At 60.0% G+C, this 13,924-nt stretch carries 11 protein-coding genes; 8 read left to right on the top strand and 3 right to left on the bottom strand.

All coding sequences use genetic code 11. The features are described from left to right. Positions 1-60: 60 nt before the first annotated feature. The 3 genes from AGR13A_RS18770 to AGR13A_RS18760 all read left to right on the top strand — a co-directional run bounded on the left by AGR13A_RS18770 (position 61) and on the right by AGR13A_RS18760 (position 4,254). Complete coding sequence (locus AGR13A_RS18770) at positions 61-2,304, top strand: polysaccharide deacetylase family protein (RefSeq protein ID WP_080838559.1); 2,244 nt, start codon at positions 61-63, stop codon at positions 2,302-2,304. Positions 2,305-2,501: 197 nt separating this feature from the next. After that, positions 2,502-3,542: a four-carbon acid sugar kinase family protein gene (locus tag AGR13A_RS18765; RefSeq protein WP_080838557.1), complete on the top strand. Its 1,041-nt coding sequence runs from the start codon at positions 2,502-2,504 to the stop codon at positions 3,540-3,542. A gap of 4 nt (positions 3,543-3,546) precedes the next feature. Continuing rightward, complete coding sequence (locus AGR13A_RS18760; protein ID WP_080838554.1) at positions 3,547-4,254, top strand: FadR/GntR family transcriptional regulator; 708 nt, start codon at positions 3,547-3,549, stop codon at positions 4,252-4,254. Between the two features lie 47 nt (positions 4,255-4,301). Here the strand turns inward: AGR13A_RS18760 and AGR13A_RS18755 are convergent, their stop codons facing one another. Genes AGR13A_RS18755 through AGR13A_RS18745 form a run of 3 tightly spaced genes read right to left on the bottom strand, consistent with a single transcriptional unit; the run spans position 4,302 to position 7,575 of the window. Further along, positions 4,302-5,429: an iron-containing alcohol dehydrogenase gene (locus AGR13A_RS18755; protein ID WP_080838552.1), complete on the bottom strand. Its 1,128-nt coding sequence runs from the start codon at positions 5,427-5,429 to the stop codon at positions 4,302-4,304. Further along, positions 5,426-6,382: a 4-hydroxythreonine-4-phosphate dehydrogenase PdxA gene (gene pdxA / locus AGR13A_RS18750; RefSeq protein WP_080838549.1), complete on the bottom strand. Its 957-nt coding sequence runs from the start codon at positions 6,380-6,382 to the stop codon at positions 5,426-5,428. Before pdxA ends, AGR13A_RS18755 begins: the two co-directional genes overlap by 4 nt. After that, positions 6,379-7,575, bottom strand: a complete 1,197-nt coding sequence (locus AGR13A_RS18745) for a sialidase family protein (RefSeq protein ID WP_080838547.1) — start codon at positions 7,573-7,575, stop codon at positions 6,379-6,381. The genes pdxA and AGR13A_RS18745 overlap by 4 nt, the downstream gene beginning before the upstream one ends. Before the next feature lie 323 nt (positions 7,576-7,898). Between AGR13A_RS18745 and AGR13A_RS18740 the strand changes: the two genes are divergently transcribed. The 5 genes from AGR13A_RS18740 (at position 7,899) to AGR13A_RS18720 (ending at position 13,851) form a co-directional block, all read left to right on the top strand. Then, on the top strand, positions 7,899-9,407 hold the full coding sequence (locus AGR13A_RS18740) for an ABC transporter substrate-binding protein (protein ID WP_080838544.1): 1,509 nt from the start codon (positions 7,899-7,901) through the stop codon (positions 9,405-9,407). Between the two features lie 76 nt (positions 9,408-9,483). Continuing rightward, positions 9,484-10,398, top strand: a complete 915-nt coding sequence (locus AGR13A_RS18735) for an ABC transporter permease (protein ID WP_003506052.1) — start codon at positions 9,484-9,486, stop codon at positions 10,396-10,398. Between the two features lie 15 nt (positions 10,399-10,413). Next, positions 10,414-11,337 carry an ABC transporter permease gene (locus AGR13A_RS18730; RefSeq protein WP_003519622.1) on the top strand — a complete coding sequence of 308 codons (924 nt, stop codon included), beginning with the start codon at positions 10,414-10,416 and terminating at the stop codon, positions 11,335-11,337. Further along, positions 11,330-12,973: an ABC transporter ATP-binding protein gene (locus tag AGR13A_RS18725; protein ID WP_080838542.1), complete on the top strand. Its 1,644-nt coding sequence runs from the start codon at positions 11,330-11,332 to the stop codon at positions 12,971-12,973. The genes AGR13A_RS18730 and AGR13A_RS18725 overlap by 8 nt, the downstream gene beginning before the upstream one ends. Continuing rightward, on the top strand, positions 12,970-13,851 hold the full coding sequence (locus AGR13A_RS18720) for a dihydrodipicolinate synthase family protein (protein WP_080838537.1): 882 nt from the start codon (positions 12,970-12,972) through the stop codon (positions 13,849-13,851). Before AGR13A_RS18725 ends, AGR13A_RS18720 begins: the two co-directional genes overlap by 4 nt. The last annotated feature ends 73 nt before the right edge of the window (positions 13,852-13,924 follow it).

The following is a 13,924-nucleotide window of genomic DNA, read 5'->3' as shown; positions in this document are numbered from 1 at the left end:
ATATCCAATTTATTTAACAATTTTTGCGATCAAGGTGTGGAGTAGGACGGGGATCAGACTTTGACCATTCCAGGAGTTGTTATTGTTGGGGGCGCTCACGGCACGCTTGCCCTTGCCCGCAGCCTTGGCGCCCTGAATGTGCCTGTGCACTATCTCACACATGATTCACCCCTGCCGGGCTGGTCCCGCTTCGTGCGTGAAACGATCCGCTGGTCAGGTCCGCGCGATGCCGGAGCAATATCGTTTTTGCGTGAAATGGCCACGAAGCATGATCTTAGAGGCTGGCTTCTGGTGCCTTCGGGAGACGGTGAGGTGCAGCTCGTTGCGGAACATCGCGAGGAGCTTTCCGCTCTTTACAAAATTGTCCTGCCGGACTGGACGTCCCTTAAATGGTTGTGTGAGAAACCGCTGCTCTACAGGCGTGCTGCGGAACTTGGTGTCAGCTTTCCCCGCACCTATGCCCTGACATCCGCCGATGACGCCGATGCGCTGGACATTACATTTCCCGTTATCCTGAAGCCGAACATGGGTGGCGGCGACACCGTGATTTCCCGGGCAAAGGTCATCCGCGCCGATGACCGGCAGGCGTTGAAAGCCGCCTTTACCGAGGCGAGCGGCGAGATCGGTGCCGGCAATGTCGTGGTGCAGGAGCTTATTCCCGGCGGAGGAGAAAGCCAGTTTTCCTATGCGGCGCTCTGGCGGAACGGTGAGCCGGTTGCTGAATTCACCGCCCGGCGCACGCGCCAATATCCCGTCGATTTCGGTTATACCAGCACTTGCGTCGAGGTTGTCGACAATGCTGATGCAATCGATGCGGCCCGGAAAATATTGAAGCCGGCCGGTCACAGCGGGTTGGTCGAGGTGGAGTTCAAGCGGGACGGCAGGGATGGATCGCTGAAACTTCTCGATGTCAATCCGCGCCCGTGGTCCTGGTTCGGCCTGTGTTCGGCAGCCGGTATCGATCTTGGCGCCTTGCTGTGGCAGGTCGCCAATGATGTGCCGACCGGTCAGGCCGTGCACGCGCGGCAAGGCGTATCCTGGTCCTATCTCGTCCGTGATGCCGTTGCGGCATTCACGTTGAACCGGCGTGGTCAGACGCGTATCGGCGACTATTTCGCCTCTTTGCGGAAAATCCGCAGCTGGGCTGCCTTTGCGACTAACGACCCCTTGCCGGGACTGATCGATCTGCCGCTCACGGTCTGGAGAGTCATCAAAAAACGGGTTTTGCCCGGCCTGAATTCACGGCAATCGGCAGGGATGCTGCTGAAGTCGGTGAAACGTTCCCTGAAATACGGGGCGATACGGGCAGGGCTGGAGGTGAGCTCCCTCCCCGCGGTTCGTTCGGCCTTTCCATCCTTTACCGGTCGTGGCGTTATCTTCACGCTGCACCATGTTCGCCCGCACGAAGAAACATCAGCTTTTGCGCCCAATGCGCATTTGTCGATCACGCCGCAATTTCTGGAAGAGGCGATAGAGGCTGCCCTTGAATGTGGTCTGGTTCCCGTTCATCTGCACGATCTGCCGCGCCTGCTTGCCGATAATTCCGAAAGGAGGGCGTTTTGCGCCTTCACGCTTGACGACGGTTATCGCAACAATGCGGAATATGCCGCTCCGGTCTTCCGCAAATTCGGCGTTCCCTATACGATTTTCATCACGCCGGGTTTTGTCGAAAGGACGCGTAGCGTGTGGTGGGAATCCGCGGCTGCGCTGACGCAAAAAGTCACGTCGTTTGACTTTGATTTCGGGTCCGGGCCGGAACACATCAAGTGCGCCAGCCTTTCGCAAAAAGCGGAAGCATTCACACGTTTTGAAAATTTCGTTCAGACCACAGCAGAGGATGAGGCGGTGGAGCGGATTGACCATGTCGCGAGGCAACACGGTATCGATCCCATCGCGATCGTGGATGAACTCGTCATGGATGCGGCAGAACTGAAAGCGCTGTCGCATGATCCCCTGGCTCACCTTGGCGCACACACCATGACACATGTGAATATGCGCAGGATCGATGCAGCGCGTCTTGCTGACGAGATCGAGAAATCGACGCACCGGGTGGAGGCCTATGTTGGCCGTCGGCCACAGTCCTTTTCCTATCCTTATGGCTGGACAAAGGCCGCCGGAGAGCGTGAGGCGAAGGCGGTGTTTAATGTGGGTTTTCCCGTGGCGGTCACCACGCAGGCCGGTGTGCTGGGGCCACACAGCCTTGAAAAGCCGATGCTGCTGCCACGCGTATCGCTGAACGGACATTTTCAGAAAAAGCGATTTGTCAAAGCGCTGATCTCCGGCCTGCCCTTCCGCTTCCTGTAACGACGAAACCTGCTCGTCTACGTCTTCCCATGGCGCTGCCTTTGATGGTGCGGCCCTAGGCTGCTCGCCCGTTCCAGATTCAGCCCTCATCCAAATATTCAAGTAGCGCCTATTTTTGTTATTCACATGTAGTTATCTATTGATTATAAATAAATTTCTCGAAGAGAAACATTACAACTTTTCTGAAGGCCTCGCCCGTGCTGTTGATTATTGCCGACGATCTGACCGGCGCGCTCGACGCAGCCGCCCCCTTTGCCGGGCGCGGGCTTGCAACCGAGGTTGCTATCGGCCTTGATGGCGTCTGCGCAGCGCTTGCGGATGCGCCGGAGGTTCTCAGCGTCAATCTGGGATGCCGTGATGGACAGGCCGATGAAGCGTACCGCCTCACCCGGCAGCTTTTGGGCTTGGTTCCTGCCGATATTGTCTTGTTCAAGAAGATCGATTCCCGCCTGAAGGGACATATCGCGGCAGAAATGGATGCGATTTCCTATCGGCATGCGCTTGTCGCTCCCGCCATTCCGGATTTTGCGCGCGTTGTCATTAATGGGGCGGTGTCCGGTTTCGGCGTCGATGGCACCATTCCGGTCCGTGAAAGGCTGGGTCAGCATGCTGGCCGCTGTACAATACCCGATACCCGATCCAAGGCGGACATGAGTGAGGCTCTTGGTGCCGGACGGGCAGAAGGCGTTGATCTCCTGGTGGGTGCGCGCGGGCTTGCTGAGGCGCTGGCCGAGACGATGACGGGAAGAGCGGTGGCTGAAACGGCAACCATTCGTTCGGGCAATGGGCTTTTTGTCATCGGGTCGCGAGACCCGATCACCGTCGGGCAGATTGAAGTCCTGAAGGGTGAGGGGTTGGCGTCTATTGTCGATGCGCCCGGTGGCGCAGTCCCTTCTCAGGCACAGGCAGGTTCCCGTTTGACGCTCGTTCAGGCGACGCAGGGAACGGACGATCTTTCGCCGCTCGACGTTTCCGAACAGCTGGGGCAGGGGGTCGTTCCAATCTTTACCGCCGGGGCTGCCACGCTGCTTTTGTCGGGCGGAGCCACGGCCGAAGCCGTGTTGCGCGCCATGGGCATTTCGCGTCTGCGTCTTGCCGGCGAATGCCTGCCCGGTCTTGGCGTTGGCTGGTCCGGTGACCAATGTATCATTGCGAAATCCGGCGGTTTTGGGCAAGCTGACACGTTGAAACGGATCGCGAAAATGATGCTTGGCGACAATGACGCTGGAGAGAGCTGACCAGATGGGGCTGATGAAAGAAACGGCGCGCAAGGCACTTCCGGACATTATTTTCGAGAGAATGCATCGGGCGATCAAATCCGGTGCCTATAAGCCGGATGAACGGCTGCCGACCGAACATGAACTGGCCATGGAATTTGAAGTCTCGAGGCCGGTTGTTCGTGAGGCGCTGCGGCGGCTGCGTGAGCAGGGGTTCATTTATTCCCGCAGGGGCTCCGGCAGCTATGTCCGGGCCTTCGGCCTGCGCGAGCCGCTCGGTTTCGGGCAATTGGAAAATGTCGCAGACCTTCTGAACTGTTACGAATTCCGACTGACGCTGGAGCCTGCCGCCGCTGCGGCGGCGGCGCTCCGACATGATGGCGAGAGGCTTGCAGCGATCAAAAAGGCGCTCGAGCTGATGCGGGACGCCACCAATCGCCAGTCCCACCGCGAGGATGCCGACTATCAGTTTCACCTCGCCATCGCACGGGCGGCAAGGAACAGCTATTTCTCCACCGCGATGGAGGCCCTGAAAGATCATATCGCCATGGGCATGAAGTTCCACGGCATGTCGGTGAAGCGTGAGGCGTCAGGTCTTGCCCGTGTTTTTGCCGAGCATGAGGCGATTGCAAAGGCGATTGCGGAAGGGGATGCGGAGGCGGCCCGCCAGCTGATGCTCCAGCATCTGACGGGATCGCGTGACCGCCTGTTTGAATCTTCGCACACGGATTAAGGAAGCCGCCGCAGACCGATGCGCGGGAGCGCGCAACGGATTTCCGCTCAGAAAGCGCGGCGGTAAATACCGAGCACGTCTTCAAGGCTCATATCGACCGGATTATTATCCATCAGCCGGCGGATGGCGTGCGCATCCTCGGCGTAGCGGGGAAGATCGGCCTCAGTCGCGCCATGCCGTGCGAGCGACATTTCGATACCGAGCCCGACACAGAAATCGGTTGCCGCCTTGCGCAGATCATCAGGTGAAAGATGTTCGCGAAGCCCGAGCGCTCCCGCCACTTCCGCCGTCTTCGCCGAAACCGAAGGCTGGTTGAAGGCCAGAACATGCGGAAAGACGATGGCGTTTGCCAGCCCATGCGGCAGGTTGAGAAGCGTGCCGAGCGGATAGGCGATGGCGTGGCCGGCCGCCGTATTGACCGGGCCGAGGCAGATGCCGCCATAATAGGAAGCGAGCATCATGCCTTCCCGCGCCTCAGTATCCGCGCCATCGCGGACGGCGCGCGCCAGATATTTGCCGACCAGTGCAAAGCCCATGCGGGCGAAACCGTCGATCATCGGATGGGCCTTGCGGTTGGTGAAGGCTTCCACGCAATGGGCCATGGCATCCACCCCCGTTGCCGCCGTTACGGCCGATGGCACGGAATAGGTGAGTTCCGGATCAAGCACGGCGAAATCCGCGATCAGATAAGGGCTTTCGACCGCGATCTTGCTGCCTTTCACCGGGTCTGTGATGAGCGAGCGGATGCCGGCCTCCGAGCCGGTGCCGGCGGTGGTGGCGATCTGCACCAGCCGTGTGTCGCGCCCGGCAACCCTGTTCGGTCCGGCCACGTCTTCAAGCGACTGGCTGGAATTCCAGAGGGCGGCGACCAGCTTCGCCACATCCATTACGGAACCGCCACCGAGGCCGATGACGAGATCGGGTTGGGCAGCGCGCGCCGCGGCAAGGGCGGCATCGAGCGTTGCGGTGTCGGGCTCGCCGGGAATGGCGTCGAAGATCGTGAAAGGGCCCTGCAATTGCAGCCGTTCGGCAAATTTTGCCGTCAACGGTGTGGCGATAATCAGGGTCGATGCGGTTTTTCCCGCCCAGGTGCCGACCTGTGAAATGGTGCCAGCGCCAACGGCGAGCCGTCGTGGCTGGTGGATGAGAATGGGAGCTGTCGACATGATGCTCATTCCTTCCGCTCCTTGCCCGCCACGAGCCTGCGCGCATAGGCGATCGCCTCTTTCATGTTGCCGTGATCGGCGATGCCCTTGCCGGCGATATCGAAAGCCGTGCCGTGATCGACGGAGGTGCGGTCTATCGGCAGATCGACCGAGACATTGACGGCGGTGTCGAAAGCGACAAGCTTGATCGGGATATGGCCCTGATCGTGATATTGCGCGACGACGAGATCGAAAGCGCCGGAATAAGCCCGATGGAACACGGTATCGGCGGAAATCGGTCCCTGCACCTCGATGCCTTCGGCGCGTGCGGCTGCGACTGCCGGTGCGATCTGGTCGTCATCCTCGGTGCCGAACAGGCCATTTTCACCACAATGTGGATTGATGCCGGCAACCGCGATGCGCGGCCGCTCGTAACCGATGCGCTTCAGATGCGCATTGCCGGCACGGATGGTCGCCAGCACCCGCTCCGTCGTCGCGCGGCGAATGGCTTCCTGCAGGGAGACATGAGTGGAAACGTGAATGACCTTCAGCCGTTCGGAGGCGAGCAGCATATAGGCGGCCGAGGAGCCGGTGAGGCTTCGCAACATGCCGGTGTGCCCGTCATAATGATGACCGGCGAGGTTCAAGGCTTCCTTGTTGATCGGCGCGGTGACGATGCAGCCGATTGCGCCCGCTTCGGCATCACGAACGGCCTTTTCGATAAAGCGGAACGCGGCGTCTCCGGCCACTGGCGACAATGTACCCCAGGGCAGCGGCGCGCCATCCACGGGCAGGTCGACCACGCGCTGAGAAAGATCGATATCAACGCCGAGCGCATCCCGCGCCGCTTCCAGCGTGGTGAGGTTGCCGTAAATCCGCGTCGCCACGCGATCCGGGGCAGACATTTCGGCGAGCGCCCGCACCGTGATCTCGGGGCCGACACCGCAGGGGTCGCCCATGGTGATGCCAATGATGTTGCTCATCTTTGTCTCCCGTCGTTCTTGTTAGCCCAGCCGGGCGCCAGCCGGACATATTTGATTGCGCGGCGATGATAGGTGTAGCTCGCATGCAGCGTACCGTCCGGTGCTTCCAGAAGCCACGGATAGGACATTTCCAGATTGCGTCCATCAGTCGAATCGTTCGAAAGGCAGGTGCCCGGCCCGTCTTCGATCAGTATTCGTGTTTTAAAACTGCGCCCGCCATCGTCGGACAGGCAGATCGTAACCGGCGCGCGCGGCACGCCCCAGACGGGAACGCACCCGCCGCTCGGATCGGCATCCGGCCTGTCGTCTTCCTCTCCCAGCTCGTCATAAAGCGAGGCGCGGCGATCGCTCGACTGCGCGGCGTTGACGGGGTTGCAGATCATGGCCAGCCTGCCATCGTTCAGCCTGATGATCGCAATGGAGGAATTATTGTTGGGCACATCGGTTGGCTGCGGCTTTGACCACGAGCGGCCCTCATCGGCGCTTTCCGTACGATAAACGAAATCGGCCTGACGGCGGCGGAAGAAGGCGGCGTAGCCCCCATCCGTCACCGCGACCGGGCTCATATGCACGCAGCCGGTCGATTCCTGCAGTTCCTGCAATTGCCAAGTCGCGCCATTGTCCATGGATATGCCGAGCGCTGCCGTATCGTGGCTGCCGTTCCATTTCTGGCCGGGGCGCTGGATGCAGCGGAAGATCGGCAGCAGCCAGGCGCCGTCATCGCGGATGCGCAGCGGCGCGCGGATGAAGCAGCCCTGCGGGAGATCGAGAAAACGGCCTTCCTCGGAAATAAGCTTTTCCGGTGCAGTCGCGTCGCGGTGGATACGCGCCATGCGAATGCGGCATTCATCCTGATTGCCGGAGGGCTGGGCTGTGTGAAACAGCCAGAGAACGCCATCCGGAGCGGTGAAGAGGACCGGGTTCTGTTCGGAATGGGCGGGGTCGTAGCTCAGGCGCTGCGGTGGTCCCCAGTGGGTTGCACCCGCTGTCAGCACGGATGCGAAAATCGAAATATCCGATTTTCCTTCCAGCGTGCCGCCGAACCAGGCGCAGAGCAGGGTGCCGCCATCCAGAAGGTGCAGGAAGCTCGCATGGTTCTGGATCATGCGTGACGGCAGGAACGCTTCCTGCCGGTCTTCCGACACGGCATGGATGGCTCCGGTCATGGCGTGAGCGATGTCGTCAGGGGTCATCGTGGTCTCCTCTTGTTCCGATGAAAATGACATATTCAAAAAGTTGTCAAGTTTATTTGATAAAAAAAGAGGGTCTATCGTTTTTGATTTTTGAAGTTAAACTTTTGTTTTTAAATGATAAAATTAATTGATTTGGCCTGAATAAAAATTGCGTTCGAAAAATAAATTGACAAAAAATGCGATAACGTCGATGCTCTGCTTACGGGTGGAGGAGACAATCATCCGCATGTCATGCTCCTCAATGCAGGAGACGGGGATTTTTCAGATGCCCCTTGCGGCGCGCCGCCATGTTGCTGAATTTCTGAATCTGGGAGGAGAACGGAATGAAGAAGTCATTGATTGCGGGCGCCCTTGTCTTGGGTTCCCTCAGCGCCGCGGTTTCGCCGGCGCTCGCGGCATCGGGGCCGATCAAGATCGTGCTGGCGGAAGAGGCGGACCTGCTCGAGCCCTGCATGGCCACCCGCTCCAATATCGGCCGCATTATCATGGAAAATGTCAGCGAGACGCTGACCGAGCTTGATGTTCGCGGCAAGAAGGGTGTTCAGCCGCGCCTTGCCGAGAAGTGGGAGCAGAATGCCGACGGAAGCTGGCGTTTCCACCTGCGTGAAGGCGTGAAGTTTTCCGACGGCACGGCATTTGATGCCAAGGACGTCAAGCACAGCTTCGAACGCATCATGAGCGACAAGAACGCCTGCGAATCCCGTCGTTATTTCGGCGGCATGACGGTGACCCCGTCGATCGTTGATGATCACACGATCGACTTCAAGACCGACCCGGCGCAGCCCATTCTGCCGCTCTTGATGTCGCTTGTCACCATCGTTCCCGAAGAAACCAAGATGGAATTCATCCGCGAGCCTGTTGGCACCGGGCCTTACAAGCTGACCAACTGGACACCGGGCCAGCAGATTGTCCTCACAGCACGCGACGATTATTGGGGCGCCAAGCCGCAGGTGACGGAAGCGACCTATCTTTTCCGCGCCGATCCTTCGGTTCGCGCCGCCATGGTGCAGACCGGTGAAGCCGATCTTTCACCTTCCATTTCGCAGCTCGACGCTACCAATACGAAAACCGACTTTTCCTATCTCGACAGCGAGACGGTCTATATGCGTCTCGATCACAATATTGCGCCGCTGAACGATGTGCGGGTGCGCCGCGCACTCAACCTTGCCATCGACCGGCAGGCCTTCCTCGGCACGCTTGTTCCGGAGGGTGCCGTGCTGGCCACCGCGCTCGTTCCGCCGACCACGCTTGGCTGGAACCCCGACGTCAAGGTCTTCCCCTATGACCCCGAGGGCGCAAAGAAGCTGCTTGAGGAAGCAAAGGCTGCCGGTGTGAAGGTGGATACGCCGATCACCATCATCGCGCGCACCGCGAATTTCCCCAACGTCACCGAGATCATGGAGGCGATCCAGCAGCAATTGCAGGATGTCGGCTTCAAGATCGACCTGAAATTCGTGGAAGTGGCCGAGCACGAAAGCTATTACTCCAAGCCCTTCAAGGAAGGCCGTGGACCGCAGATCGTAGCCGCCATGCACGATAATTCCAAGGGCGACCCGTCCTTCACCATGTTCTTCAAATATGCCACCAAGGGCACGCAGTCGGGCTTCTCGGACAAGAAGGTGGACGATCTGATCGAACGTGCATCCGCAGCCGTGGGTGACGAGCGCGCCAAGCTCTGGTCGGAACTCATCGCCTATCTGCACGACGATGTGGTGGCGGATGTGCTGCTGTTCCACATGGTCGGCTTCTCCCGCGTCTCGGAGCGGCTGGACTTCAAGCCCACCATCGCCACCAACTCGATGCTGCAGCTTTCGGAAATCGGCATCAAATAAGACCCCGCGTCTTGTCAATTGAGAAGCGGCGGCGCGGCGAAAGCTTCGCCGCCGCATTGAAAAACCGGAGGCAACCATGCTGAGCTTCATCCGAAAACGTTCCGTTGCGAGCCTGATCTCTCTGATCGGCCTCATCGTCATGGTTTTCTTCCTGTCCCGCCTGACGGGAGACCCGGCCGCACTGTTTCTGCCGGTGGAAGCTTCGGAAGAGTTGAAGCAGCAGTTCCGGGCGCTGCACGGGCTGAACGATCCGCTGATGGTGCAGTTCCTGCGTTATGCGGGCGATGTGATGACGGGTGACCTCGGCGAATCGCTCAGGAAAGCCCGCCCGGCGCTGGATGTGGTGCTGGAGGCTTTCGTCTGGACGCTGTGGCTTGCGGTCATCACCATGTCGCTCGTCACCACCGCCGCCATCGTTGTCGGTTCGCTTGCGGCTTTCCGCTCCGGCGGCTTCTTCGACCGCATGGCCTCGAGCATCTCGCTCATCGGTGCATCCGTTCCGGATTTCTGGCTGGCGATTGTCGCTATCGTCGTATTCTCCGTCAATCTCGCCTGGCTGCCCACGTCGGGCACGGGCTCCGTGCTGCACTGGATATTGCCGATTGCGGTCCTGTTCGTGCGCCCCTTCGGCATTATCGTACAGGTGGTGCGCGGCTCGATGATCGGCGCTTTGTCCTCGGCCTATGTCAAAACGGCGCGCGCCAAGGGCGTGAAGTCGGGTCCGATCATCTTTATTCACGCCTTGCGAAACGCCATGCTGCCGGTCATCACCGTCATTGGCGACCAGGCGGCAAGCCTTCTCAACGGCGCCGTCATCGTCGAAACGATTTTCGGTTTTCCCGGTGTCGGCAAGCTGATGATCGATTCCATTCTTCAGCGCGATTTCAACGTCGTGCTGGCCGCCATTCTCGTGACCGCGCTGGCGATCTTCCTGATGAATCTTCTGATCGATATCGCCTATGCGCTCCTCGATCCGCGTATCCGGCACTGAGGAGGCCGTTCAGCCATGAGCCTTTCCAGCGCCGACACCGAGATCATCGCCGAGCCTTCCTTCGCAACACGCATGCTGCGCATGTTGTGGGCGGATAAATTCGCGCTCTGCGCCGCGATCTTCCTCATCATTGTCATTATCCTCGCTTTTGTCGGCCCTGCCTGGCTTGGCGATCTGGCAACGAAACAGAACCTGCGCGGGCGCAACCTCGCCCCGTTCGACTGGCAGCGCGAGTGGTATTTCTGGTTGGGAGCGGATGCGCTCGGCCGTTCGCTTCTCGCGCGCATTGTCGCTGCCACGCAAAATACGATGATGATCGCCGCCGGCGCGGTGCTTCTTTCCGCCATCACCGGCACCGTGCTCGGGCTGATCGCCGGTTTCTCCTCCAACCGTGTCGGCCAGATCATCATGCGGCTTGCCGATGTGATCATGTCGTTCCCGTCGCTGCTGATCGCGGTCATCGTGCTTTATCTGCTCGGCTCCTCCATTCTAAACCTGATGCTGGTTCTGGCGATCACCCGCATTCCCGTTTACATCCGCACCACGAGGGCGGAGGTGCTGGAGGTGCGCGAGCGCATGTTCGTGCAGGCGGCTAGGGTCATGGGCGCATCGGGCAAGCGCATCCTGTTCCGTCACATCCTGCCCGTCGTGTTGCCGACGCTGACGACGCTCGCCACGCTCGATTTCGCCTATGTGATGCTGGCGGAAAGCGCGCTGTCCTTCCTTGGCATCGGCATTCAGCCGCCGGAAATCACCTGGGGCCTGATGATTTCGCAGGGGCGGCAATATCTCACCAATGCCTGGTGGCTGTCCTTCTGGCCGGGGCTTGCCATCATTCTCACCACCCTGTCGCTAAACCTGCTTTCCAACTGGCTCCGCATCGCGCTTGATCCCGTGCAGCGCTGGCGGCTGGAAATGAAAGGCCGCAAGCATGGCTGACCATCTTCTCGACGTGCGCAACCTTTCCGTGGAGTTCCACACCGCAAGCGGTATCGTCCATGCGGTGAAGGATGTCTCCTACCATATCGACCGTGGCGAAACGCTGGCCATCCTCGGCGAAAGCGGTTCCGGCAAATCGGTATCGTCCTCGGCCATCATGAACCTCATCGACATGCCGCCCGGACATATCAGCAGCGGTCAGATATTGCTCGACGGCCAGGACCTTCTGACCATGCCGGCCGAAGCGCGCCGCGAAATCAACGGCCGGCGTATCGCCATGATTTTTCAGGACCCGCTCAGCCATCTCAATCCGGTCTATACCGTCGGCTGGCAGATTCGTGAGGCGATGACCACCCACGGTATGGACAAGGCAAAGGCCGAAGCGGAGGCGAGGCGGCTTGTCGCTCGCGTCGGCATTCCTGACCCGGACGGGGCCTTGAAGAAATATCCGCATGAATTTTCGGGCGGTCAGCGCCAGCGCGTGATGATCGCCATGGCGCTGGCGCTTCGGCCCGATCTCCTGATTGCCGATGAGCCGACCACCGCGCTTGACGTGACGGTACAGGCCGAGGTGCTTTCGCTGCTCAAGGAATTGCAGCGGGAAACCGGCATGGCCGTGCTCATCATCACTCACGATCTCGGTGTCGTCGCCGAAATCGCCGATCGCGTGGTGGTGATGGAAAAGGGTGTCCTGGTCGAGGCCGGCACGGTTCGTGAGGTCTATCGCAATCCGCAGCACCCCTATACCCGCAAGCTCATCAGCGCAGCACCCGGCAGGGGCGACATGCACGAGCCGCAGGCGGCGGGCGAAGCGCTGCTCAGCGTGCGTGATGTGCGCAAGCGTTACGGCGCCTTCGAGGCGCTGAAGGGCGTTTCCTTCGAACTCATGGAAGGCGAAACCATCGCGGTCGTCGGCGAAAGCGGTTCCGGCAAATCGACGCTGGCGCGTATTCTACTTCGCCTCGACGAGCCGGATGCGGGCAGCGCCTTGTGGAAGGGGCGCGACCTCTTCAAGCTTCCGCCTGCCGAACTCTTCGCGCTCCGGCGCGATTTGCAGATGGTGTTTCAGGACCCCACCCAGTCGCTCAATCCGCGCATGACGGTGTTCCAGCTGGTTTCCGAAGCCTGGGTCATCCATCCGGAGATATTGCCCAAGGCAAGATGGCGTGAGCGGGTTGCGGAATTGCTGCATCAGGTGGGTCTCTCGCCGGAACATATGCGCCGTTATCCGCATCAGTTCTCCGGAGGTCAGCGGCAGAGGATCGCGATTGCCCGCGCGTTGGCGCTGGAACCGAAGCTCATCATCTGCGACGAGGCGGTCTCGGCGCTCGATGTTTCGGTTCAGGCGCAGGTTATCGCGCTGCTGGACAAGCTGCGCCGTGAAATTGGCCTCTCCTTCATCTTCATCGCACATGACTTGCCGGTCGTTCGGGATTTTGCCGATCACGTCATGGTCATGCAGCGGGGAGAGGTGGTGGAGTTCGGCACCGTCCGGCAGGTGTTCGAGGCGCCGCGCGAGGCCTATACCCGTGCCCTTCTATCCGCGAGCCTCGATCCCGACCCCGATATGCAATCCCAGCGTCATCCGGCCGTGGCCGGCAACGCCATCGGAAATTCAAGCGGAGTTCTTTCATGAGCAAACAAGCTTTCGTCGCGCTCGTCACCTGTTTCAACGAGGACGAAACCATCAACTATCAGGCAACCCGCGCGCAGGTGCGCCGCCAGGTGGCGGCCGGCAACAACATCATGTGCGCCGGCACCAATGGCGATTTTACCGCGCTGACGCATGCGGAAAAAATCCGGCTGACGGAAGAGGTGGTGGACGAAGTTGCCGGCCGTGCCAAGGTCATCGTGAATGCGGGCATGCCGGCCACTTTCGAAACCCTGCAACTTGCCAAAGCCTTCGACCGCATCGGCGTCGACGGTATCGCCGTCATCACGCCTTTCTTCATCGCCTGCACGCAGGATGGCCTGATCCGCCATTTCTCGACGGTGGCCGATGCCGTTGAAACGCCGGTCTATCTCTATGATATTCCCGCCCGCACCCAGAACCACATAGAGCCGGAAACCGCCCGCAAACTCGCCACCCATGGCAATATCGCCGGCATCAAGGATTCTGGCGGCGCTCAGCAGACACTCGAAGCCTATCTTCAGGTGGCAAAGGAGATGCCCGGCTTCGAGGTCTATTCCGGCCCGGATCACCTCGTTCTCTGGTCGTTGCAGAACGGGGCGGCAGGCTGCATTTCCGGCCTCGGCAACGCGCTGCCGGATGTGCTGGCCGGCATTCTCAATGCTTTCAACGCCGGTGACATCACCGAGGCCGAACGCCAGCAGGCAATCTACGCCGATTTCCGCACCGACCTCTACGCCCTCGGCTTCGCACCGGCCATGGTCAAACGCTCGCTTTATCTCCAGGACCCATCCGTCGGCGCCAGCCGCCAACCGGCCCTTCTGCCGGATAAAGAGCAGGATGAAAAAATCCTGGAAATCCTGCGGCGTTATCAACGGATCTGACGCTGCTGTCGAATGTGACGCGCACCCCTGCGGATTGTGCGCGTCACCTTAAAAATATCTGCGAAAATGGCCA

The sequence above is a fragment of the Agrobacterium genomosp. 13 str. CFBP 6927 genome, assembly GCA_900012615.1.
Classification (GTDB): Bacteria; Pseudomonadota; Alphaproteobacteria; order Rhizobiales; family Rhizobiaceae; genus Agrobacterium.
This window is presented reverse-complemented; position numbering and strand designations above follow the sequence as displayed.

Excerpts from the sequence above, each read along its gene's own strand:
- AGR13A_RS18760 (WP_080838554.1), top strand. The coding sequence starts at position 3,547 with ATGGGGCTGATGAAAGAAACGGCGCGCAAGGCACTTCCGGACATTATT.
- AGR13A_RS18755 (WP_080838552.1), bottom strand. The coding sequence starts at position 5,429 with ATGAGCATCATGTCGACAGCTCCCATTCTCATCCACCAGCCACGACGG.
- pdxA (WP_080838549.1), bottom strand. The coding sequence starts at position 6,382 with ATGAGCAACATCATTGGCATCACCATGGGCGACCCCTGCGGTGTCGGC.
- AGR13A_RS18745 (WP_080838547.1), bottom strand. The coding sequence starts at position 7,575 with ATGACCCCTGACGACATCGCTCACGCCATGACCGGAGCCATCCATGCC.
- AGR13A_RS18740 (WP_080838544.1), top strand. The coding sequence starts at position 7,899 with ATGAAGAAGTCATTGATTGCGGGCGCCCTTGTCTTGGGTTCCCTCAGC.
- AGR13A_RS18735 (WP_003506052.1), top strand. The coding sequence starts at position 9,484 with ATGCTGAGCTTCATCCGAAAACGTTCCGTTGCGAGCCTGATCTCTCTG.
- AGR13A_RS18730 (WP_003519622.1), top strand. The coding sequence starts at position 10,414 with ATGAGCCTTTCCAGCGCCGACACCGAGATCATCGCCGAGCCTTCCTTC.
- AGR13A_RS18725 (WP_080838542.1), top strand. The coding sequence starts at position 11,330 with ATGGCTGACCATCTTCTCGACGTGCGCAACCTTTCCGTGGAGTTCCAC.
- AGR13A_RS18720 (WP_080838537.1), top strand. The coding sequence starts at position 12,970 with ATGAGCAAACAAGCTTTCGTCGCGCTCGTCACCTGTTTCAACGAGGAC.